The sequence below is a fragment of the Stackebrandtia sp. genome, from assembly GCF_035643755.1.
Taxonomy (GTDB): domain Bacteria; phylum Actinomycetota; class Actinomycetes; order Mycobacteriales; family Micromonosporaceae; genus Stackebrandtia.
In genome coordinates this window covers 1-20,046 of sequence record NZ_DASQPW010000075.1, presented here as the reverse complement: position 1 = coordinate 20,046, position 20,046 = coordinate 1, and the positions used below count along the sequence as shown (strand labels likewise).

The 20,046-nt window shown below is 69.9% G+C and carries 19 protein-coding genes; 7 read left to right on the top strand and 12 right to left on the bottom strand.

What is annotated here, in order from left to right; genetic code table 11:
* The first annotated feature begins 31 nt into the window (after window positions 1–31).
* On the top strand, window positions 32–466 hold the full coding sequence (locus VE172_RS05485; RefSeq protein ID WP_349258268.1) for an Lrp/AsnC family transcriptional regulator: 435 nt from the start codon (window positions 32–34) through the stop codon (window positions 464–466).
* A gap of 3 nt (window positions 467–469) precedes the next feature.
* Here VE172_RS05485 and VE172_RS05480 read toward each other — a convergent pair whose 3' ends face one another.
* Both VE172_RS05480 and VE172_RS05475 read right to left on the bottom strand, forming a co-directional pair.
* Window positions 470–1,960, bottom strand: coding sequence for an alpha/beta fold hydrolase (locus VE172_RS05480; protein WP_324798287.1), 1,491 nt, complete (start codon window positions 1,958–1,960; stop codon window positions 470–472).
* A gap of 61 nt (window positions 1,961–2,021) precedes the next feature.
* On the bottom strand, window positions 2,022–2,453 hold the full coding sequence (locus tag VE172_RS05475) for a MarR family winged helix-turn-helix transcriptional regulator (RefSeq protein ID WP_324798284.1): 432 nt from the start codon (window positions 2,451–2,453) through the stop codon (window positions 2,022–2,024).
* Window positions 2,454–2,526: 73 nt separating this feature from the next.
* On the opposite strand from VE172_RS05475, the gene VE172_RS05470 reads away from it, so the two are divergent.
* On the top strand, window positions 2,527–3,369 hold the full coding sequence (locus VE172_RS05470) for an SDR family NAD(P)-dependent oxidoreductase (RefSeq protein ID WP_324798281.1): 843 nt from the start codon (window positions 2,527–2,529) through the stop codon (window positions 3,367–3,369).
* A 4-nt stretch (window positions 3,370–3,373) separates the two neighbouring features.
* On the opposite strand, the gene VE172_RS05465 is transcribed toward VE172_RS05470, so the two are convergent.
* Together VE172_RS05465 and VE172_RS05460 are read right to left on the bottom strand one after the other, a co-directional pair.
* Entirely contained in the window at window positions 3,374–4,231 is an 858-nt protein-coding gene (locus tag VE172_RS05465; RefSeq protein ID WP_324798279.1) for a hypothetical protein, read from the bottom strand.
* A 598-nt stretch (window positions 4,232–4,829) separates the two neighbouring features.
* Complete coding sequence (locus VE172_RS05460; RefSeq protein ID WP_324798276.1) at window positions 4,830–5,417, bottom strand: TetR/AcrR family transcriptional regulator; 588 nt, start codon at window positions 5,415–5,417, stop codon at window positions 4,830–4,832.
* A gap of 82 nt (window positions 5,418–5,499) precedes the next feature.
* On the opposite strand from VE172_RS05460, the gene VE172_RS05455 reads away from it, so the two are divergent.
* Both VE172_RS05455 and VE172_RS05450 read left to right on the top strand, forming a co-directional pair.
* Entirely contained in the window at window positions 5,500–6,345 is an 846-nt protein-coding gene (locus tag VE172_RS05455) for an SDR family oxidoreductase (protein ID WP_324798274.1), read from the top strand.
* 152 nt (window positions 6,346–6,497) lie between these two features.
* On the top strand, window positions 6,498–7,757 hold the full coding sequence (locus VE172_RS05450; RefSeq protein ID WP_324798271.1) for a serine hydrolase domain-containing protein: 1,260 nt from the start codon (window positions 6,498–6,500) through the stop codon (window positions 7,755–7,757).
* Here the strand turns inward: VE172_RS05450 and VE172_RS05445 are convergent.
* The gene (locus tag VE172_RS05445) at window positions 7,748–8,665 is read right to left on the bottom strand and encodes a hypothetical protein (protein ID WP_324798269.1); all 918 of its coding nucleotides are present in this window, start codon (window positions 8,663–8,665) and stop codon (window positions 7,748–7,750) included. The two genes, VE172_RS05450 and VE172_RS05445, sit on opposite strands and share 10 nt — an antisense overlap.
* A gap of 68 nt (window positions 8,666–8,733) precedes the next feature.
* Here VE172_RS05445 and VE172_RS05440 point away from each other — a divergent pair, with 68 nt between their 5' ends.
* Both VE172_RS05440 and VE172_RS05435 read left to right on the top strand, forming a co-directional pair.
* Entirely contained in the window at window positions 8,734–9,432 is a 699-nt protein-coding gene (locus tag VE172_RS05440) for a VC0807 family protein (RefSeq protein ID WP_324798267.1), read from the top strand.
* 32 nt (window positions 9,433–9,464) lie between these two features.
* On the top strand, window positions 9,465–10,259 hold the full coding sequence (locus VE172_RS05435; protein ID WP_324798264.1) for an SDR family NAD(P)-dependent oxidoreductase: 795 nt from the start codon (window positions 9,465–9,467) through the stop codon (window positions 10,257–10,259).
* A gap of 28 nt (window positions 10,260–10,287) precedes the next feature.
* On the opposite strand, the gene VE172_RS05430 is transcribed toward VE172_RS05435, so the two are convergent.
* On the bottom strand, window positions 10,288–11,436 hold the full coding sequence (locus tag VE172_RS05430) for an acyltransferase family protein (protein WP_324798261.1): 1,149 nt from the start codon (window positions 11,434–11,436) through the stop codon (window positions 10,288–10,290).
* 189 nt (window positions 11,437–11,625) lie between these two features.
* Between VE172_RS05430 and VE172_RS05425 the strand changes: the two genes are divergently transcribed.
* Entirely contained in the window at window positions 11,626–13,161 is a 1,536-nt protein-coding gene (locus tag VE172_RS05425; protein ID WP_324798258.1) for a DHA2 family efflux MFS transporter permease subunit, read from the top strand.
* Here the strand turns inward: VE172_RS05425 and VE172_RS05420 are convergent.
* The 6 genes from VE172_RS05420 to VE172_RS05395 form a co-directional block, all read right to left on the bottom strand.
* Window positions 13,098–14,231, bottom strand: a complete 1,134-nt coding sequence (locus tag VE172_RS05420) for a DUF4185 domain-containing protein (protein ID WP_324798256.1) — start codon at window positions 14,229–14,231, stop codon at window positions 13,098–13,100. The genes VE172_RS05425 and VE172_RS05420 overlap by 64 nt on opposite strands.
* Before the next feature lie 12 nt (window positions 14,232–14,243).
* Window positions 14,244–15,419, bottom strand: coding sequence for an SGNH/GDSL hydrolase family protein (locus tag VE172_RS05415; protein WP_324798253.1), 1,176 nt, complete (start codon window positions 15,417–15,419; stop codon window positions 14,244–14,246).
* Window positions 15,416–17,536: a glucosidase family protein gene (locus VE172_RS05410; protein ID WP_324798251.1), complete on the bottom strand. Its 2,121-nt coding sequence runs from the start codon at window positions 17,534–17,536 to the stop codon at window positions 15,416–15,418. The genes VE172_RS05415 and VE172_RS05410 overlap by 4 nt, the downstream gene beginning before the upstream one ends.
* Window positions 17,537–17,544: 8 nt before the next feature.
* On the bottom strand, window positions 17,545–18,357 hold the full coding sequence (locus VE172_RS05405) for a carbohydrate ABC transporter permease (protein ID WP_324798248.1): 813 nt from the start codon (window positions 18,355–18,357) through the stop codon (window positions 17,545–17,547).
* Window position 18,358: 1 nt separating this feature from the next.
* The gene (locus tag VE172_RS05400) at window positions 18,359–19,264 is read right to left on the bottom strand and encodes a carbohydrate ABC transporter permease (protein WP_324798245.1); all 906 of its coding nucleotides are present in this window, start codon (window positions 19,262–19,264) and stop codon (window positions 18,359–18,361) included.
* 6 nt (window positions 19,265–19,270) lie between these two features.
* A partial coding sequence (locus VE172_RS05395) for an extracellular solute-binding protein (protein WP_324798242.1) occupies window positions 19,271–20,046 on the bottom strand: 776 nt, incomplete at its 5' end.

The window sequence follows — 20,046 nt, the reverse complement described above, 5'->3', positions numbered from 1 at the left end:
CTCATTCGCCTACAATGACGAAAATCCCCTGCTGGACGCCGTGAATCGCGCGCTGCTGTCCGAGCTGCACGACGATCCGCGGCTGTCGATGTCGGAGCTGGCGCGCCGGGTCAACATGTCGGCGCCCGCGGTCACCGAGCGGGTCCAGCGGCTGGAGCGCGCGGGGGTGATCAGCGGCTACCGCATGGACGTCGACCCCGCGGCCCTGGGCATGCCGGTGGCGGCGTTCGTGCGGATCCGCCCGGGGCCGGGCCAGCTGCCCCGCATCGCCGAGGCCGCCCGCGACACCCCGCAGGTCGTGGAGTGCCACCGCATCACGGGCGAGGACTGCTTCCTGATGAAGGTGCTGGGGCCGTCGATCGCCGACCTGGAGGAGATCCTCGACCGATTCCTCCTGTTCGGACAGACGACGACGTCGATCGTGGTGTCGACCCCGGTGGCGCCGCGGCATCTGCCGCTGGCGTGACCGTCAGCCCGGTCGCCGAAACTCCGCCCGCCACCGCACGTCCTGAGGCTTGCCCGGCACCGTCGTCGACTCCAGGCCGACGATCTCCAGGCCGCCGTCGGCGAAGGACTCCACCTCGGATCGGGTGAGCGGCCACGGCGGCGGTGTGGCGTCCTCGCCGGCGATCGCGGCGACCACGAACAGGGTCCCGCCCGGTGCGACCATGCGCGCCACGTTGGCGATCGCTTGGGGGCGTAGCGATCGCGGCAACGCCTGCACCGTGATGATCTCCACCACCAGGTCGAAGGCCCCCTCCCAGTTCGCCGGCGGCTGGAGCAGGTCGGCGACGGTGTAGCTCACGGTGGAGTCGTCGTGGCGTTGGCGCGCCACCCGCACGGCGGTCGGCGACACGTCGAAGGCCGTGGTGTCGAAGCCGAGACGCGACACGAACTCCGCGTCGGCGCCCAGTCCACACCCGACGACCATCGCGCTTCGGCCCGCGCCCTCCCGCTCCCGGCCGTCGGCCCAGTCCGCCAACAGCGGGTGCGCGTCGCTTCGGCTCCACGGCATGTTCACGCTCCCCTCGGCCCCCGCCTGGTAAAGGGTCTCGAACCACCCCACCGCGTCCCCGGCGTCCAGGGCGGCCGAGATGATGCGGTCCTCCTCGGCCTCCCAGCCGCCCGAGGTGTGGCGGAGCAGCGCGGGCACGGCGATGTCCCAGGTCTGCGGCGGGACGTCGTGGCCGGTTCGGGGCAGCACCACCAGTTCCGACCCTGGGTAGCGGCGCCGCGTGGCCTCCGCGTGCGGCAGCGGGAACACGGGGTCGAGTTCGCCGTGGACGATCAGGACCGGCGCCTCGACGGCGCGGCCGGCGACCTCCTCGGGCATGCCGACGTCGATGACGAAGTGGTTGACCAGGGTCGAGGCGATGTTGTCGGCGCGGGCGACGTCGCGCTCGGCGAGGCGGCGCATCGCGTCGGCGTCGAAGTACGGCGAGTCCCCCGCGTACTGCCGCGTCAGGCCGACGATGAAGTCGACGACGTCGTCCGCATCGGACGGATCGGGGCGGCGGGAAGCGGTGTACTCCAAGAACTCCGGCGCCATGCCGGGCAGGTCCTGCCCGCCCGTGGTGGTGCTGACCAGCGTCAGCGACGCGACCCGCTGGGGGTGAAGCAGCGCCGCCAGCGACACGATGCCGCCCGCCATCGACCGCCCGACCAGGTGTGCGTCCGCGATTCCCAGCGCGTCCAGTACCCCGATCGCGTCGCGCGCCATGTCGGCCATGGCGTATCGGGGCTCACCGGGCGGGTAGCTGGTGGAGCGTCCCGTGTCGCGATTGTCGAACCGCACGACGTGCCGCCGCCCGTTCGCCAGGCGTTCGCAGAACTCCTCGGGCCACCACAGCATCGACGCCGAGGCGCCGTGCACCAGAAGGATCGTGGGGTGGGCGGCGTCGCCGAACTGTTGTACACAAAGGTCTATGCCGTTGGCCTTGAGCATGTGTTCGCCCGGCATGGGGCCTCCTCGGCTGGTCGCGCGGTATCGCGCAGCATAGCCAGCCGGGGTGACAAGCGGCCTACTCTTCGGCGATCGCGTCGACGCAGCGGGACAGCAGCTGCCGCAGCGTGTCGCGCTCGTCCGCGGTCAGCGCCCGATGGATGCGGGTCTCGATGCGCACCGCCTCGCGGTCGGCGGCGGTGACGGCGCGCTCTCCCGCCTCGGTGAGTTCGATCTGGCGGACGTGTTGGTACCAGGGGTGGGTGCGGCGTTCCACCAGGCCGCGGTCTTCGAGGGTGCGCAGCACCGAGGTCATGGCCTGCGGGGTGACCAGGCAGGCGCGGGAGACCGCGGCGGCCGACATTCCCGGGTTGTCCTTCAGCGTGAACAGGGCGGCGTATTGGGCGACGGTGAGGTCCGCGCGCCTCAGGGCGGCGCCCTTGGCGGCCATCAAGGCGTGTTCGGCGCGCTTGATGTCGAGACCGAGGCGTTCGGACGGGGGCATTCCCATGGTGAACCACCATACCGGCGCGTGCGGGTGTACGGGTTTGAATGAACATCAAGGTATTGATAGTATGACGGGCATGGATGACTACACCACTCCCCCGACGAACGCCACCGTCCTGGTCACGGGCGCCACCAAGGGCCTCGGCCGCTACCTGGTCACCGAGTTGACGAAGGCGGGCGCCGCCGTGCTGGTCCACGGGCGCGACGCCGATCGGGTGGCCGCGCTGGTCGACGAGCTGTCCGCGGTGAACGCCGAGGCGGGGCCGCGAGGATACGTCGCCGACCTGTCCGATTTGGACCAGGTGCGCGGACTGGCCGAGCGGGTCGAGCGCGATCACGGCCGCCTGGATGCCTTGGTGCACAACGCGACCGCGGCGGGAAGCACCGACGTCTCGCGGCGGATCAGCGTCCAGGGCCACGAACTGAACATGGCGGTCAACCACCTGGCTCCGCTGCTGTTGAGCCGACGCCTGATCCCGCTGCTGACCGCCTCGGCGCCCGCGCGCATCGTCAACGTCGCCTCGATCGGGCAGCAGGAGATCGACTTCGACGACTTCGGGTTCACGCGGGGATTTGAGATCATGGAGGCGTACTGCCGCAGCAAGCTCGCCATGATCATGTCCGCATTCGACCTCGCCGCGGAGCTCGCGGGGACGGGCGTGACCGTCAACGCCGTCCACCCCGCGCACCTGATGGACACCGAGGGCATCCGAGCGCTGGGTTTCACCGCCCAGGTGCCGATCTCCCACGGCGGCCAGCCGACGCTGCGCGTCATCACCGACCCGAAACTCGACACTGTGACGGGCGAATACTTCAACCGCTACGACATCGACAAGGCGCATCCACAGGCGTATCGGACCGCCGATCGGGCACGGCTGGCGCGGATCTCGGCGGAGGCGATCGGGGCGTACCTGCGCTGAGCGGTCACGGCCCCCAGGCCGAGATCAGCGCGGCGACCAGCCACCCCAGCAGTATCAGGGCGGCGACGGAGCGGACGACCACACCGAGCCACCCGTCGGGTCCCCGTGACGTGCTCGGCGCGTCCCAGGGCCGAATCCTGCGCCGCCACGCGATCGCCACGGCCAGGCCGATGCCGCCGAGCAGGACGACGGCCCCGCCCGTGGCGATCGCGCCGCGCACGGCGCGCGGGTGGGCGGGGACGCCGCCGTTGCCCGTCACCACCAGGGCGACGACGCCGAGGACCATCAGCAGCGCCAACAGCACCATGCCCGCGGCGGTCTTGTCCTCCCCCGACGTCGAGCCCGACAGCAACAGCCGCAGGGAATAGCCCGTCGCGAGCCCGCCGTACAACAGCACGCCGAGGACCAGCCAGACCAGGGAGGCGCCCATGGTGGACAGTCCGAACGCGAGCATGCCGTCGCCGAACACCCCCATGGGCTGTTCGTCGAGGTTGAAGCTGGAGTGGGCGATCGCGGCGGCCAGGCCCGCCAGGATGAGCATGAGGACGGCCACGCCGAGGATCACCAGATAGGACGTTCCCAGCAGCGCCGCCCCGAATCCTCCCAGCCCGCGCAGCCGCGGGGCGCGGCCGAACCGCGCGGGGTAGGCGTCGTCGCCCTCGACGGAGACGCGGCGACGCAGGCGACCGATCGCCAGGACGGGGAAGCCGACGCCGGGCGCGGCCAAGCCGATCGTCTGGAGCACATCGCTCGCGGCACCCGCGTCCACGGCCTGGGTCAGCGCGATCATCGGCAACGGCAGCACCATCAGGCCGATGCCGATCCCCATCAGGACACCGCCGACGCGGGAGGGCGCACGCACGCGGCGAATCCTACTGGCGACCCCGCGCGGCCCTCGCGAATCGCCGCCGACGAGTGTTCGGGCTTACGCGGCTCCCCCGCTGTCGGTGGGTCGGCCAGCACGCGTTCCCCGTGCGGCTCCCCCGACGGCGAGGGACGACGTGCGGGCGCCACGCCCGACGCGCCAGCGTCGAACGATCGCCGACCACGCGGGCGGTCGCCGACGAGTGGGTCGGGCTTACACCGCCACCCGACAGTGGGAACGACGTGCGGGCGCCACGCCCGACGCGCCGACGTCGAACGATTGTGGACTACGCGGGCGGTCGGTCGGGCTTACGCGGCTCGCCCGCCGTGGGCGAGTCGGCCAGCACGCGTTCCCCGTGCGGCTCCCCCGACGGCGACGGACGACGCGGGGCGCCACGCTCGGCGATCCCCCGACCCGCCAGCGTTGAGCGATCGTGGACTACGCCGACGAGTGGGTCGGGCCTACGCTGCTCCCCCGACAGTGGGAACGACGTGCGGGCGCCACGCGCGGCGATCTCCCCTACGCGCGGCGCGCCAGCGTTGAGCGATCGTGGACCACGCGGGCGGTCGCGAGGCGCCGCGGGCCGACGGTGGGGTCATGTCGGGAGGTCGTCGAGCCAGCGGCGCAGGCGCTCGCCCTCGCGGATCATGATCGTTGGGTCGCGCAGGGCGTTGGACAGCAGGGACATGCCCTGGTTGGCCGCCACGAAGGTGATCGCGAGGTCGTGCGGGTCGGGTTGGCCGAGCCGGCGAAACTGTTCGGCGACCCAGTCCACCAGGGTGCGGAAGAGCTGGCCGACCTCGGTGTCGATGCCGTCGGGTTCGCGCTTGTCGAGTTCGACGGCCAGGGTTCCCGTGGGGCAGCCGTAGCGGGCGGTGATGTCACGGCGCTCGACCCAGCTGGCCACCAGGGCGCCCAGGCGGGCGCGGGGGTCGGGGTCGCGGTCGAGGTGGGCCAGCTTGAGGGAGAGGTGGTCGGCGTGGGCCGACAGGGCCGCGCGCACCAGGTCGTCCTTGGTCTTGAAGTAGTAGTAGACGTTGCCGACGGGGACGTCCGCGAGCTGGGCGATGTCGGCGATGGTGGTGCGTTCCACCCCCTGGCGGTGCAGTACCTCGGCCGCCGCGGCGGTGAGGCGCTGGCGTTTGTCCCGTGCCGCGGCCTTCGATCCGTTTGAGTTAGCCACCTCACTAACTATAGCCAGGGGCGGGTCGGTCGCGTAGGTTTCGAGGCAACTTAGTCAGTCAACTAACTCACAGGAGAGCTTCATGATCGCGATCACCGGCGCCACGGGCAATGTCGGGCGCGCACTGGTACGGCGGCTCGCCGCCACCGACGCCGCCGTCACGGCGACCTCCCGCTCGATCTCCGCCGCCGACGTGCCCGACAACGTGCGATGGCTGCGCTCGGATCTGGCCGAGCCCGCGAGCCTGCGACCCGTGCTGGACGGGGCGCGGGCGCTGTTCCTGCACAACGGAGGGGCGAGCGCCGCGGCGATGAGGACGGCCGAGATCCTTTCCGCCGCCGCCGAAGCGGGCGTCGAGCGGGTGGTGTTGCTGTCGTCCCTGGGCGTCAAGACCCGCCCCGAGACGGTGTCCCACGGGCAGATCGGACGTTCCATCGAGGAGGCCGTCGTCGATTCGGGCATCGACTGGACGATCCTGCGCCCCGTCGGGTTCGCCACCAACACCCTGGCGTGGGCGGCGTCCATCCGCGAGGGCCGCGGCGTCGCGGCGCCGTTCGGTGACGTCGCCACGCCCATCGTCGACCCCGACGACATCGCGGCGGTCGCCGCGGCGGTGCTCGCCGAATCGGGCCACTCCCAACGGTTCTACGAACTCACGGGGCCCGAGCTCGTCTCTCCGCGCCAGCAGGCCGCCGCCATCGCCGCGGCCCTCGGCGAGCCGATCGCGTTCGTCGAGCAGACGCGCCAGGAGGCGCGGGAGGTGATGCTCAACTTCATGCCCGAGGCGATCACCGACTCCGCGCTGGAGGCCATGGGCAGGCCGACGGCCGCCGAGCTGGCCGTCAGCCCCGACGTCCCGAATGTCCTGAAGCGACCGGCGGGAACCTTCGCCGACTGGGCGGGGCGCAACGCCGCGGCCTTCCGCTGAGGTGAACGCGTCGGGTTCTGGCGGGTGTGGGCAGGTCTCATGTGCGCCACTTCGCTTGTATTGCTTTGGTTCGCGGGTTCATGCCAGATTTTGCTGGACTTTTCATCACGGCGTTTCTCCTCGCATCGCCGAACCCCTAGGAGCAGCAGTCAATGCGATTCCCCCGAAGGCGTTACCAGATCGGTGCCCTGATCGGAGCCGTCGGCCTGACGGCGGCGCTGTTCGCCGCCAACGCGATCGCCGACCCGGCCACACACGACGCCCTGGACACCAAGGCGCTGAACCAGGCCCTCGACGCCCTGGCCAAGGAGTCGGGCACCTCCGTGGTCGCCGAGGTCCGCGACGGCGACGAGGTCTGGGACGCCTCGCGCGGGCAGCGCGTGACGGGAGGCGACGACGCCACCCAGCCCGGCGACCACGTCCGCATCGCCAGCCTCACCAAGTCCGAGATCACCACGGTGCTGCTGCAGTTGACGGGCGAGAAGAAGCTGAAGCTGGACGACCCGATCGACAAGTACCTGCCGGGTCTGTTGCCCTATAAGGACACCATCACCATCCGCGAGCTGATGGGGCACACCAGCGGGATCCCCGACTTCTTCGTCGACATCTACCCGTCGCTGAACGTCGGGGTCTCCCACGACATCCGCACCAACCGCGGCCTGGAGTTCACCCCCGAGCAGATCATCAAGACCGCCACGAAGCGCAAGCTCAACTTCAAGCCGGGCACGGACTACTCGTACTCCAACACCGGTTACTTCGTGCTGGGTCTGCTCGTCGAGAAGCTCACGGGTCACAAGGTGCAAGACGAGGTGGGCAAGCGGATCTGGGACAAGGTCGGCATGAACCACACGTACTGGCCGGGCAAGGACGCGTCCATCAAGGGCAAGCACCCGCACGCCTACTTCGCCACCTACGACCTGCTCGACAACCGCGTCGACACCACCGAGATCTCCCCGACCCAGTTCTGGGCGGCCGGCGAGATCGTGTCCAATGTGTCCGACATCAACCGCTTCTATCGCGCCATGTTCGACGGCACGCTGCTGACCAAGAAGCAGATGGCCGAGGCCGAGAAGCTCAGCGAGCAGTCCAAGGGAACCTACGGCCTGGGGCTGCAGGCCGTGGAGGCCAAGTGCGACAACGTCCCCGGCGGCACCGCCATCGGCCACACCGGGGGCGGGTTGGGTTACTCGACCTTCTCCTTCCACTCCCCCGACGGCAAGCGGCAGGCGACCTTCACCTACACGCTCGACCCGCAGATGATCTCGCCGTTCAGCCAGAAGCTGTTCGACGCCATCAACGACATGGTGATGGCCGGGCTGTGCGACGACGCGCCGTCCAAGACCACGTACGACAACCACGGCAAGGACATCAAGACGCCGCAGGGCGACCTGCTGGCGTTCCTTCAGCGGTAACGTCGGCCGCGAGGTGGTGGGCCGGGTGGTAACGCCCGGCCCACCGTCGTGTCCTCGTGTGCGACGAGGTCCCGGTGCGGGCTCGCCGCGAGCACACCGGACAGGTGGGCGGCGGCGGCGGGGATGAGCCGCTCGGCGAGCTCGTCTAGGGCGCCGTCGAGGTCGGCGGCGGGCCAGCCGTCGGGCAGCAGCGGCACGGGCATCCGGGGGAAGGTCAGCATCAGCGACAGCGCGGCCATCGACTCGGAATGGAAGCGGCGCAACGCCTCGGCGCCGTCGGCGGGGGCGGGGTGGTCGCGCAGTCCGGCGCGGATCCGCGCGGCGAGGTCGGCGAAGCCGGTGGCGCGGCGGGGAAGGTTCCACACCCGCGCGGCGACCCGCCGGGCCGTGGCGGCGTCGAACTCGAGGCGCCCGTACGCGACGAAGCCGTCGCCGATGCCGTCGCGCAGCACCACGTCCAGCTGCGCGCCCCTGTCGAACGGGTTGATGAGCATCCCCGATCGCAGCTGGCCGTAGCCGCTGAGCAGGGCCGTGTAGCGCAGCCGGTCCTTCAGGCCCCGTTGGGATTCGGCGAGGTCGAACACGACGGTGTGGAAGCGCCCGTCCCAGTCGGGGGGATCGAAGCCGTGACGGACGCGCTGGAAACCGGCGGCCATGTGGCCCGCCATCCGATACACCCCGACGCGGCCGCTGTGGACGACCGACAGGGAGCCGTTCCTCCGCAGCCGCGACAGCAGGGTGCGGGCGGCCGAGCGGGTCATGCCCAGGTCCATCAGCAGGTCGGCGAGGATCGGACCCGGCAGCGCGGTGACCCGGCAGATCCCGAACAGGAACGGCACGTTGCCCGCGGAGGGGAGCCCGCGCGGCCCGGCCGTCGACAGATCCGCGCCTTCGTCATCGACTGTCATGATCGGGTCGAGTATAAGTGATGCACATTAATTCCGAAACGTAGACACATCTGCTATCGTTCGTCCCCATGACCACCCCCACCACCGCCCCGCCGCGCGCCAGCATGGGCTCGCGCATGACCGGCTTCCTGATTCTCGGCGTCTTCGACATCGGCCTGTCCATCGTCACCTTCCAGATCGCCTCGGCCAACGGCGCCAGCGACCAGACGGCGTACCTTTTGGCCAGCATCGGACCGCTGTTGGGAATGCTGGTGACGTGGCTGCGATCGCGCACCCTGAGCGCCGCCAGCGTCATCATCCTGATCTTCAACCTGTTGTCCGCCGCGGCCACCGTGATCGGCGGCGCCGACTCGCGCCTGTTGATCGTGAAGGACTCGGTGGTCACCGCCGGGTTCGGCCTGGTGTGCCTGGTGTCGTTGCTGCTGCCCAAGCCCCTGATGTTCCACTTCGGACTTCGCTTCGCCACCGACGGCAGCAGGGACGGGATCGCCTACTGGAACAGCCTGTGGCAGTTCCCCGCCTTCCGCCGCACCAACTACCTGATCACCGTCATGTGGGGCGTGGGATTCCTATTCGAGGCCGCCATCCGCATCGCCGCCGCCTACACCATGGCATTCCACACCGCCTACATCGTGTCGCAGGTGCTGCCCTTCGTGGTGCTGGCGCTGCTCATCGGCGCCACCATGTGGATGGGCGTGCGCTCCCGCCGCCGCGGCGAGGAACGCGCGCGGCTCGCCGCCGAGAACGCCGAGGCGGTCGCCTCCTAGTAGGGTCGGGCGCATCGAGGAAGGACACCCGGGTGCGCATTGATCTTTCGGGACGCACGGCGCTGGTCACCGGCTCCACGCAGGGCATCGGCTTGGCGATCGCCACCGGCCTGGCCGCGGCCGGTGCCCGGGTCGGCGTCAACGGCCGCGGCGCGGCGTCGGTGAACACCGCGATCGCGGCCATCCGCGCGCAGGTGCCCGGCGCCGAGCCGCTGCCCGCCGTCGGCGATCTGTCCACGCAGGACGGAACCAACGCGGTGGTGGATTCGCTGCCGCACGTGGACATCCTCGTCAACAACCTCGGTATCTTCGGCGAGAAGCCCGCCCTCGACGTCACCGACGAGGAGTGGCGGCGCTACTTCGAGGTCAACGTGCTCAGCGGGGTGCGGCTCACCCGCCACTACCTGCCGCGCCAGATGGACAACGGCTGGGGGCGGGTGCAGTACATCGCCAGCGACTCGGCCATCGCCACCCCCGCCGAGATGATCCACTATGGCGTGTCCAAGACCGCGCTGCTCGGTGTGTCGCGGGGCTTCGCCAAGACCGCCGCGGGCACCGGCGTCACCGTCAACTCGGTGATCGCGGGTCCCACGGAGACGGGCGGGGTGCGCGACTTCGTGTACCAGCTGGTCGACAGGGACCTGCCGTGGGACGCCGCGCAGCGCGAGTTCATGCGCGCCCACCGCCCCAACTCGCTGCTGCAACGCCTCATCCAGCCCGCCGAGATCGCCAACATGGTGGTATATCTCGCGTCCCCGTTCGCGTCGGCCACCACGGGCGGCGCGCTGCGGGTGGACGGCGGCTACACCGACGCGATCCTGCCCTGAACGCCGTTTGCCGCATCGTCGGCCCCGCCTAGAAGACACGGCGCGCGCCCGGCAGTCGGCGCAGCAGGCTCGCCGCGGCCCAGCACAGCGGCAGTCCCAGCGCCGCCAGGGCCGCGAACTTCGCGAACGCGGGCGCCTGCCAGCCGCTCAGCGCGTAGCCGAGGCCGACCAGGATCAGCGGGTGCAGGAAGTACACGCCGAAGGCGTTGCGGGACAGGAAGGTGCCGAAGGCGCGCTGGCGGTTGAAGCGGCGCTGGAACAGTCCCATGAGGAACGTGATGATCCCGACGGCGAAGCCGCATTCCAACGCCGACCCCACGAGGGCCCGCCAGCCGAACGCCGGGCCCGTGCCCGAGGCCAGCACGACCACGTAGGCGGGGAGGCACACCACCGCGGCCACCAGCGCCCACCAGGTGGTGCGGCGGGAGATCCGGGAGAACCAGCCGCGGCGGAACGCGAGGGCGCCGACGACGAACAGGCCGAGGTATTGCGGCAGGAACGCCGCCGACGGCAGGCCCAGCACCGGGATGTAGGCGCTCAGCGGCACCGCAATCCGCCACAGCCAGGTGACCACGGACAGGGCCGCCACGAAACCCAGCGCGGCCCAGAGGCTCGGCCTGTGCGCGGCCGGGGACGCGGCGTCGGGTTCGACGGCCGCGGGCGGGGCGGACGCGCGGCGGCGCAGCAGCGTGTACCCGAGGCAGAACACCAACAGCACCTCGACGAACCACATCGGGCCCGGGTCCCAGCTGAGGATGTAGTACACGGGGTACGCGGCCTTGTGGACCCAGTTGGCCAGGTAGTCGTTGAACGTCACGATCGGACGGATCACCAGCGCGAACAGCAGCAGCGGAACGCCGAGCCGCACCAGGCGGCCGCGCAGGAAACCCCCGGCCCCCTTGCGATCGAACGACGAGGGGACAAAGTAGCCGGAGATCATGAAGAAGAACCCCATGAAGAACATCTGGTCCACGGCGACCAGCGCGTCCAGCAGGTACCCGCTGGAACCCGAACCCGTCTCGGTGTAGTACCACAGTGGGATGTGGCTGTAGGTCAGCGCGGCGTGGTGCAACACCACCATCGCGGTGAGCACGATGCGAAGATTGTCGATGAATAGCTGACGGGGACGCCTCGGGGCGTCGATGATGGTTGCCGTCGGCTGTGGGCTGGAGGTCACTGTCGTCTCTCATTCGAGCGATGGCTTGGCGACCACGTTCCTGGCCGCACGGCCAAGTTCTCACGATGCGAGGGTGTGACGCGACCACCAGCAGAATGGTTTGCTCTCATCGTTCGTCGTACGACTTGAGGATGAACGCGACCGACGGACCCGCTACCAAGGGACCGCCCGAAACGAGGTTGATCGGCAATGAACCACACGCACAACCCCTGGCGCGCTTTGTGGGCGCTGTGTCTGGGGTTCTTCATGATCCTGGTGGACACCACGATCGTGTCGGTCGCGATCCCGACCATTATGTCTAAATTGGACACCGACATCAACTCGGTCATCTGGGTGACCAGCGCCTACCTGTTGGCGTACGCGGTGCCGCTGCTCATCACCGGGCGCCTGGGCGACCGCTTCGGGCCCAAGAACGTCTACCTGGTGGGGCTGGTGGTGTTCACCGCCTCGTCGGCATGGTGCGGCCTGTCCGACAGCATCGCCATGCTGATCGCCGCGCGCGTCGTCCAGGGCATCGGCGCGGCGATGATGACCCCCCAGACGATGGCCGTCATCACCCGCACCTTCCCGCCCGACCGGCGCGGCGCCGCCATGGGCATGTGGGGCGCGGTGGCCGGTGTGGCCACATTGGTCGGACCGCTGTTGGGCGGGCTGCTGGTCGACTCGGTCGGCTGGGAGTGGATCTTCTACATCAACGTGCCCGTCGGCGTCGTCGGGTTCTTCCTGGTGATGCGGCTGGTGCCCCGGCTGCCCACCCACGCCCACTCCTTCGACCTGGTCGGGGTGGTGCTGTCGGCGGCGGGCATGTTCTGCCTGGTGTTCGGCATCCAGGAGGGCGAGTCGTACGACTGGGGCGTCATCACGGGCATCATCTCGGTGTGGGGCCTGGTGATCGCCGGCATCGTGATCCTCGGTGGGTTCGTGGCGTGGCAGGCGCTCAACCGCGCCGAACCGCTGCTGCCGCTGCGGCTGTTTCGCGACCGCAACTTCTGTCTGGCCAACATCGCCATCGCCACCGTCGGTTTCGCCATCACCGGCATGGCCCTGCCCCTGATGCTGTTCGCGCAGAACGTCCGCGACCTCACCCCCACCCGGGCGGCGCTGCTCATGGTGCCGATGGCGGTGGTGTCGGGCGGTATGGCCCCGGTGGTGGGGCGGCTGGTCGACCGGGTCAACCCCCGGTACGTCGTCACCGTCGGGATCGTGACGTTCTCCGGCGCCCTGTTCTGGTTCGGGTCGATCCTCACCCCGGACGTGGCGATCTGGCGGCTCCTGATCCCCATCGCGCTGCTGGGCCTGGGCAGCTCCGGGGTGTGGGCGCCGTTGTCGTCCACAGTGACCCGCAACCTGCCGATGAGCGAGGCGGGCGCCGGCTCCGGCGTCTACAACACCACCCGCCAGGTGGGAGCGGTGCTGGGCAGCGCCGCCATGGCCGTGATGATGGAGTCGCGCATCAACGCGAACTTCCCGCCCCTGCCCGCCGGGGCGCCGGCACCCAGCGGGGAGTCCATGGGCGATCTGCCCGAGCGTCTGCGCGAGCCCTTCGCCACCGCCATGGGTCAGTCGGTGTACCTGCCCGCGGCGGTGCTGTTGATCGGTCTTGTCGCGGTGTTGTTCCTCGCCAAGCCGAAGCCGTCGGCGTGGGGCGGCGACGCCCGGGGTCAGGCGGACGGCTCCGAGGAGCAGCCGCGTCCGTTGGGGATCTCTCCTTCGACGTCGACGTAGCGCGGGCGGTAGATGTCGACGTCGGCGTACAGGTCGTCGCCGACGAAGCTGTTGACGTTGTATGTCACCAGTAGACGGTTGTCGTCGCCGTACTCCGGGTGGGCCTTGGCGTTGTAGGTGAAGACGTTGCCGCCGGTCTCGGGGGTCTGGTACAGCACGGTCTTGCCGGTGTACGGACCCGTGATGTCGTCGCCGCGGTACATGACGATCTTGGAGCTGAGCGACTCGGTGGCGTCGCCGGTGACGAGGGTGAACCTGCCCTGGTAGCGGGTGACGCTGAACTCGTTGGACACGCCCTGAAGGACACGGCTGGAGGCGGCGGGGTCGTCGCTCCACTGGCCGTCGGCGAAGTACTGCCACTCGCCGGTGGTCAGCGAGCCGGACGGCACCCGGGCCAGGTGGGCGTACTTGTCGGCCTGGAGGTCCTCGACGCCGAACACGTAGGTGTAGCCGTCGGACGGGTCCTCGTAGATCGCCGATCCCCATTGGACGGGGGACGTCGGGAGGTCGGTGATCGACGTCAGCGACATGTCGTCGGCGTCGAAGGTGGCCACGGCGTTGCCCGAGAACTTGAAGTCGAACACGCCGCTGCCGGTCTTCTCGAACTCCAGCAGCATCACGCGCAGCCGGTCGCCCTCGACGGTGCCGTCGCCGAACCAGTACCAGCGTTGGGATTCGTCGGCCCCGGCGACCTTCGCCAGCGACTCCGGCGCCGCGGTCGTTCCGCCGGTGCGGGTGGACAGCGAGCCGTCATCGTCCACAATGATGGAATTGTGGACGAACGGCGAGTCCTTGGGGCGGCTGCGATCGGCGTTGACCGTGCCGAGGAAGGTGTCGGAGTACAGCCAGGCGTCGGAGCCGCCCGGCAACGGGACGCTGTAGGCGGAGTCGGCGCCCGTCCAGCGCCCGGCGGTGTCGGCGTAGGTGTTGAAGCGCTTCGTGAGTTCCTGGTTGACGGACGCCGAGGTGCGCGGGGCGCAGGAGGGCGCGGCGTGGGTGGTGGCGGGGACGGCCAGCACCGCCAGGCCGGTGAGCGCGGCCGTGGCGATGGCGGGGATTCGACGGAACATGGGCTTGCTCCCTCACGGGTTGGGGGGCGGATCGGGATATGCGGCCAGCACCCGATCGGCGAAGCGTTCGCCGATGAGGCGCTGGACGTCGGGGCCGGGGTGAAGGTTGTCGGGCAGCGGCATCGCCGCGGCGTCGCGTTCGCCGTACAGCGACAGTCCGTCCAGGTAACGCAGGTACCGGTCGCCGTCGCCGCGGCGACGTTCCACGATGGAGGCGAGCTCGGCGCGGATCACGCGCAGCGACAGCTTGCCGTCGTCGGTGTCGGCCTCGGTCCCCGCCGCGACGGACCACTCCTCGTCGCGGGTGGGGTCCTGAATGGTGGGTCCCGCGGAGGATTCCACGGGCTCGCACCAGATCGGGGAGACGAACACGATCGGCGTGTCGGGGTGGCCGTCGCGGATGGTGTCGAGGAAACCATCGACGGCGGGCCGGAAGCCGCGCACCCGCATCACGTCGCCGGAGACCAGGTTGACGCCGACCTTCAGGGTGATGAGGTCGGCGGGGGTGTCGCGGATCGTCCTGGCGGTGAACGGATCCAGCATGGCGTTGCCGCTGAACGACAGGTTCGTCAGCCGCGCCCCGGCGCGCAGCGCCGCGACCACCGGCCAGGTGCCGGTCGTGGTGGCGGCCCGGTAGCCGTGGCTGATGGAGCTGCCGTGGTGCAGCCACCACACTCCTCCATTGTGGTGTGCCGGGGAGACCGGGGCGTCGGCGCGCAGCCCCAGCAGCTCGACGTGGTCGTGGTACGGCAACCACAGCTCGAGGTCGCGCTCGGCGCCGGTGCCCAGTCCCTCGAACCGCACCGTGGCGTCGGGTCCGGCGACGATGTCGCCGCTGGGCCGCTCGAAGGTGAACACGAACCGCGAGCCCGCGACCGCCTTCGCCGACGCCACGACCGTTGCGCCGGAGGTGATCTCGTAGACGCTCGGCGGGAAGGGGGTGTCGGCGTCGTCGGCGATCCGCCGCGCCTGGACGTCGACCTCGATGGTCTCGGCTGCGGTGCGGACCGACAGCCGCACCCCGGCGCTTTCGGCGCTGGTTTGGACCATGAAGCGGTCGGGGATCTGGCGGCGCGCCCAGCGCGGCAGGCGGTGCGGGGTCAGGCCGCGCGGCGTCCGCTCGATCTCGACGGCCCCGCGGATCATCGACGGCTCGATGGCGAAGGGCCGCAACGGTTTCGTCGTCATGGCGCGTCGACCACGGTGCCGTCGGCGTGGACGTCGACGATCCTGTCGCCCACCCGCAGGCCGCGCAGCACGGCGTCGGGATCCACCTCGGCGACGCAGCCGGGGCCCGGCGCCACGGCGCCGGAGCCGACGCCCGGGTCGACGCCGAAGAACGACTCGATCACCAGCGCCACATAGGCTCCGGCCGACGAACACGCCCAGTCGATGATGTACGGCAGCTGCGGTGGCGCCTTGCGGGCGCCGCCGTTGACGGCGGGCATCGCCTCCTCGGTGAAGTGCGCCTGCCCGGGCGGGCCCTGGTTGGCGGAGCGGGCCAGGCCCGCGATCCAGTCGACGGCGACGTCGGGGGCGCCCAGCGCGATGAGGGCGCGGGCGGCGTCGGCGGGCCAGGCGGGGTAGGCGCCGTTCCACTGGTGGTCGGGGCGGACGCTGAAGCTCGCGTCCGAGTCCCATGGGGACAGTGACCGCAGCCAGACGTCGGTGCGCAGCTCGCGCGCGAAGAACTCCACCATCTCGCGGCGGACGTCGGCGCCGAGGTCGTCGGCAATGGTGGTGCCGACGACGGAGAAGTCGTAGACGTGACGCACCGGCACGCGGGTGCCGTCGGGTTGCCGGGCGGCGAAGTGGCCGGTGCCGGGCAGGTAGAGGTCGGCGACCTCCTTGACCAGTTCCCGTGCGGCACTGTCGAGCTCGGCCGCTGCGACGGCGTCCCCCTTGGCGGCCAGGACATCGGCGGTGGTGCGCAGGTTCCACACGTTGGCGGCGTTGAGGCTCGCGACCTCGTGGGTGTAGGAGCTGACGCACTCCAGCAGGTTGTCGATCTCGCCGTAGTCGGCCAGCGGCGAGGAACCGCGCAGGCCGCGCCAGGCCAGGGCCCAGTCGCGCAGATGCTCGGTGACGGCGCGCCCGCCCGGGGTCTCGTCCAACAGGTCGGTGTCGCCGGTGTAGCGGACGTAGTCGTTGACCAGCCGGGTCATGGCGTAGTCGTTGACCGAGTACCAGCGGCCGACCGGTTCCCCGGTGAGCGACGACGTCCCGAAGTGGGTGTGGACGTCGGAGGCGATCCAGTGCCGCAGTTGGCGTCTCATCGCCGCGGGGTCCAGGAGCGCGTGCGTGATGGAGCTGAGGCTGAAGTCCCAGATGAAGGTCGTGGTGGCCCAGTAGTTGGGCATCAGGGTGTCGTAGCTGCGGCCCAGGACGTTGCCGGCGAAGTCGCGGCGGAACCAGATGACGCCGAGCACGCCCCACCAGTACAGGCGCCGCAGCGGCTCCGAGGTGGTCTCCAAGGTGGGCAGATGGCCGGAGAACTCGCCGTTGCCGGGCCGAAACGCCGCCTCGAACTGTCCATTCCAGAACGTTTCGGCCCCGGCGACCGCTCCCGGCACGTCCGCGGCGACGGCGTCGAAGACGGACATGGCCTCCTCGGCCGTGGCGCCGATGGCGTGCACGTACCCGAAGCGCGCCGAGGCGCCGGGCGCGACGTCGAGACGGACGGTGACCTCGCCTCCCCTCGCGGTGCCGCCGATGCCGACCTCGTGCTCCCCCGCCGCCGGGGCGATGCCCGACAGCCGCACCTCGGCGTCGGCGTCGACGCCCTGGACGCCGAATGCGGTGCCCGCCGCGTTGGCAAAGACCAGCCGCGACGCCGCGGTGGAGGCGGCGTTGGTCTCCTGCGGCGCCACCGCGTCCAGCCACGCCCCGTCCGGGCGGGTCACCCCGGCCGCCAGCGACAGCGTCACCGGCACCGTCCGCGCGGCGTCGCCGGTGTTGGTCACGGTGACGTCGATGGCCACCGCCGTTCGCCCCGGCACGCACGCCGTGACGGTCTCCAGGTCGAGCCCCGGCAGGCTCACGGTGCGGCGCACCCGATCGGGGCGCCACTGGTGGGTGATAGGCGCGCCGTACGACTCCACCAGCCGACCATCCACAAAGCACACGGCGGTCCGGGTGAGCCCCTGCGACACCGGCGGGAACGCCACGGCCCCGATCGCGGTGAGGTCGTGGTCGACGCGCGCGGTGCCCAGGAAGTTGGTGAGGCCGCTGGGCGCGATCATGTCGTCGTAGTGGTGCGTGACCGGGTCGGCGGCCAGGTCGTCGACGGTGGGGACAAGGCGCATGGGGACTCCTAGGATTGTCCGAGGGCCAGGCCGCGGGCGAAGAACCGTTGGGTGCACAGGAAAAGCACGACCGTCGGCAGCGACACCAGCACGCCGCCGGCCAACACCACCGACATCTGCGCGCCGCCGTAGGTGCTCTGCATTCCACTCAGGCTGGTCACGATCGGCCGCACGTCGTCGGACTGGCTGAGCACCAGACCGAGCAGGAAGTCGTTCCAGATGAAGGTGGCCTGCAGGATGAACACCGCCACCAGCGCGCTGGACGCCATCGGCAGGTACACCCGCGCGAAGATCCGCCAGGTCGACGCGCCGTCCAGCACCGCCGCCTCGAACACGTTGTGCGCGATCCCGGTGAAGAAGTTGCGCATCACGAACGCCGAGAACGGAATCGAGATCGCCGTGTACACGATGATCATGCCGAGGTGGGTGTCGAACAGGTCGGTGCGGGAGTAGACGTCGAACAGCGGCAGCAGGATCATCTGCAGCGGAAACACGGTGCCGCCGAAGATCGCGACGAACCAGGCGAAGCCGTGCCTCAGGCGCAGCGCGACGATCGCGAACCCGGCGCACGCGCCCACGAGCACCGCGATCGCCGGGGACACCACCGCGTACAGCAGGGTGGCGCCGACGCTTTGGGACAGCCCCGACAGCTTCAGCGCATCGCCCATGTTGGACAACAGCGAGAAGTCGGTGGGCGCCCACACGTGCGTGGTGGTGAAGGACTCCGGCGACTTCGCGGCGTTGACGACCAGCAGGTACACCGGCAGCAACCAGAAGGCCCCGAGAACGACCAGGGCGGCGGTGCGAACGACTCGTGACATGTCAGACCCCGTGCTTGCTGGACAGCTGCTGGCGCAGGTAGAGGACCGAGGCCACCAGCGTCACGACCGTCAGGAACACCGCGATCGCCGAGCCCAGGCCGTAGTCGCTGTTGACGAACGACTCCTTGTACATCGTCAGCGCGAGCGTCTCGGATTCGCGGCCCGGGCCGCCCTTGGTCATGAGCTGCACGATGTCGAAGGTCTTCAGGCTCGCCACAATGGATAGACCGACGACGACCGCGGTGAGCGGCCGCAGCATCGGCCACAGGATGCTGCGAAACAGCCGGAGACCGTTGGCGCCGTCCAGACGCGCGGCCTCCAGCGGTTCCTTCGGAATCGACTGGAGGCCGATGGTGAACAGCAGGGCGTTGACGCCGACGCCCTGCCACGCGGTCGCGAGGATCATCACGACCGTGTTGAGCGGGGCGTCGACGAGCCAGCGCGGGGTGTCCGAGATCCCGAAGACGGCCAGCGCCTGATCGAGGGCACCGCCGCCGCCCAGGATGAACGACCAGATGACGCCGACGCCGATGCCGGACAGGGCGTACGGGATGAGGAACGGCAGCCGCAGCCACGCCCCGCCCTTGAGCCGCCAGGTGAGCAGCGCGATGCCGAGACCGACGCCGACCGGGACCGCCAGCGTGCCGACGACCCACAACAGCGTGTTGAACACGGAGCCGAGGAAATCGGGATCGTCGAACATCGCCGTGAAGTTGGCGAACCCGGTCCACTCGGGATCACCGAGCCCGTCGTACGTGGTGAAGCTGAGGAACGTCGTCCACAGCAGCGGCAGGTACAGCAGCACCGCCACCACGAGCACTCCCGGCGCGATGAACCCGAGCGCCGACCAGCGGTACGGGTCCCGTCGCCTGACGCGGCGCGTCATCGGCGTCGTCTCGGACGTCATCGCCGGCTACTCCTGCTTTGCCCAGTACTTGTCGGCCTCGTCCTGGATCTTCTGCAGGAACGGCTTCGGGTCGCCGGGGTTGGCGATGAACGCGCCGAACTGTTCCAGGGCGACGGTGAGGATCGGTGTCGGCGTCGCCTCGTAGTAGCGGTCGTAACGCTGGTACTTCTTGGTCTCGACCTTGTCGCCGAGCTTCTTCAGCATCGGGTCGGCGACCTTGGCCTTGGGGTTGAACGCGACGTCGCCGCGGGCCTTGCTCCACGCCGTCTGGGCGTCCGGCGACATCCACCACTTGGAGTAGGTCAGGCCGAGGGTCTTCTGCGCCGAGCTCTCGGCGACACACAGCGGACCGGACTCCATGGCGATGGGCGTCTGCTTCAGGTCGGGGTTCACCGCGGGGATGGTGAACATGCCGTAGTCCTTGTTGGACTTCATGCCGGCGCCGTCCAGGGAGCCGTTGAAGAACGAACCGAAGTTGATCATCGCGAAGTCGCCCTGCTTGAGACCGACGGCCGGGTCGGTCTTGCTGCCGGCGTCGGAGAACCAGCCGTCCTTCTCCTGCTGGCGCCACGTGTTCATGATGTCGACGATGCGCGGGTCGGTGTACTTCACCTTGCCGGTGGCCAGTCCGTTGTAGAGCTTGGGGTCGGTGCCGGCGACCAGCTGCTGGAACCAGGGGAAGGTGAACAGGGTGCTGGTCTGGTAGTACGGGGTGACGCCCGAGGTCTTCAGCTTCTTCGCGGCCTTGTCGAGGTCGGCCCAGGTGGTGGGCTCGGAGATGT

Bases quoted from the DNA above. Each gene is read 5' to 3' on its own strand.
- VE172_RS05405 (WP_324798248.1), bottom strand. From the start codon at position 18,357: ATGTCACGAGTCGTTCGCACCGCCGCCCTGGTCGTTCTCGGGGCCTTC.
- VE172_RS05450 (WP_324798271.1), top strand. From the start codon at position 6,498: ATGCGATTCCCCCGAAGGCGTTACCAGATCGGTGCCCTGATCGGAGCC.
- VE172_RS05440 (WP_324798267.1), top strand. From the start codon at position 8,734: ATGACCACCCCCACCACCGCCCCGCCGCGCGCCAGCATGGGCTCGCGC.
- VE172_RS05425 (WP_324798258.1), top strand. From the start codon at position 11,626: ATGAACCACACGCACAACCCCTGGCGCGCTTTGTGGGCGCTGTGTCTG.
- VE172_RS05445 (WP_324798269.1), bottom strand. From the start codon at position 8,665: ATGACAGTCGATGACGAAGGCGCGGATCTGTCGACGGCCGGGCCGCGC.
- VE172_RS05455 (WP_324798274.1), top strand. From the start codon at position 5,500: ATGATCGCGATCACCGGCGCCACGGGCAATGTCGGGCGCGCACTGGTA.
- VE172_RS05415 (WP_324798253.1), bottom strand. From the start codon at position 15,419: ATGACGACGAAACCGTTGCGGCCCTTCGCCATCGAGCCGTCGATGATC.
- VE172_RS05475 (WP_324798284.1), bottom strand. From the start codon at position 2,453: ATGGGAATGCCCCCGTCCGAACGCCTCGGTCTCGACATCAAGCGCGCC.
- VE172_RS05410 (WP_324798251.1), bottom strand. From the start codon at position 17,536: ATGCGCCTTGTCCCCACCGTCGACGACCTGGCCGCCGACCCGGTCACG.
- VE172_RS05480 (WP_324798287.1), bottom strand. From the start codon at position 1,960: ATGCCGGGCGAACACATGCTCAAGGCCAACGGCATAGACCTTTGTGTA.
- VE172_RS05400 (WP_324798245.1), bottom strand. From the start codon at position 19,264: ATGACGTCCGAGACGACGCCGATGACGCGCCGCGTCAGGCGACGGGAC.
- VE172_RS05470 (WP_324798281.1), top strand. From the start codon at position 2,527: ATGGATGACTACACCACTCCCCCGACGAACGCCACCGTCCTGGTCACG.
- VE172_RS05420 (WP_324798256.1), bottom strand. From the start codon at position 14,231: ATGTTCCGTCGAATCCCCGCCATCGCCACGGCCGCGCTCACCGGCCTG.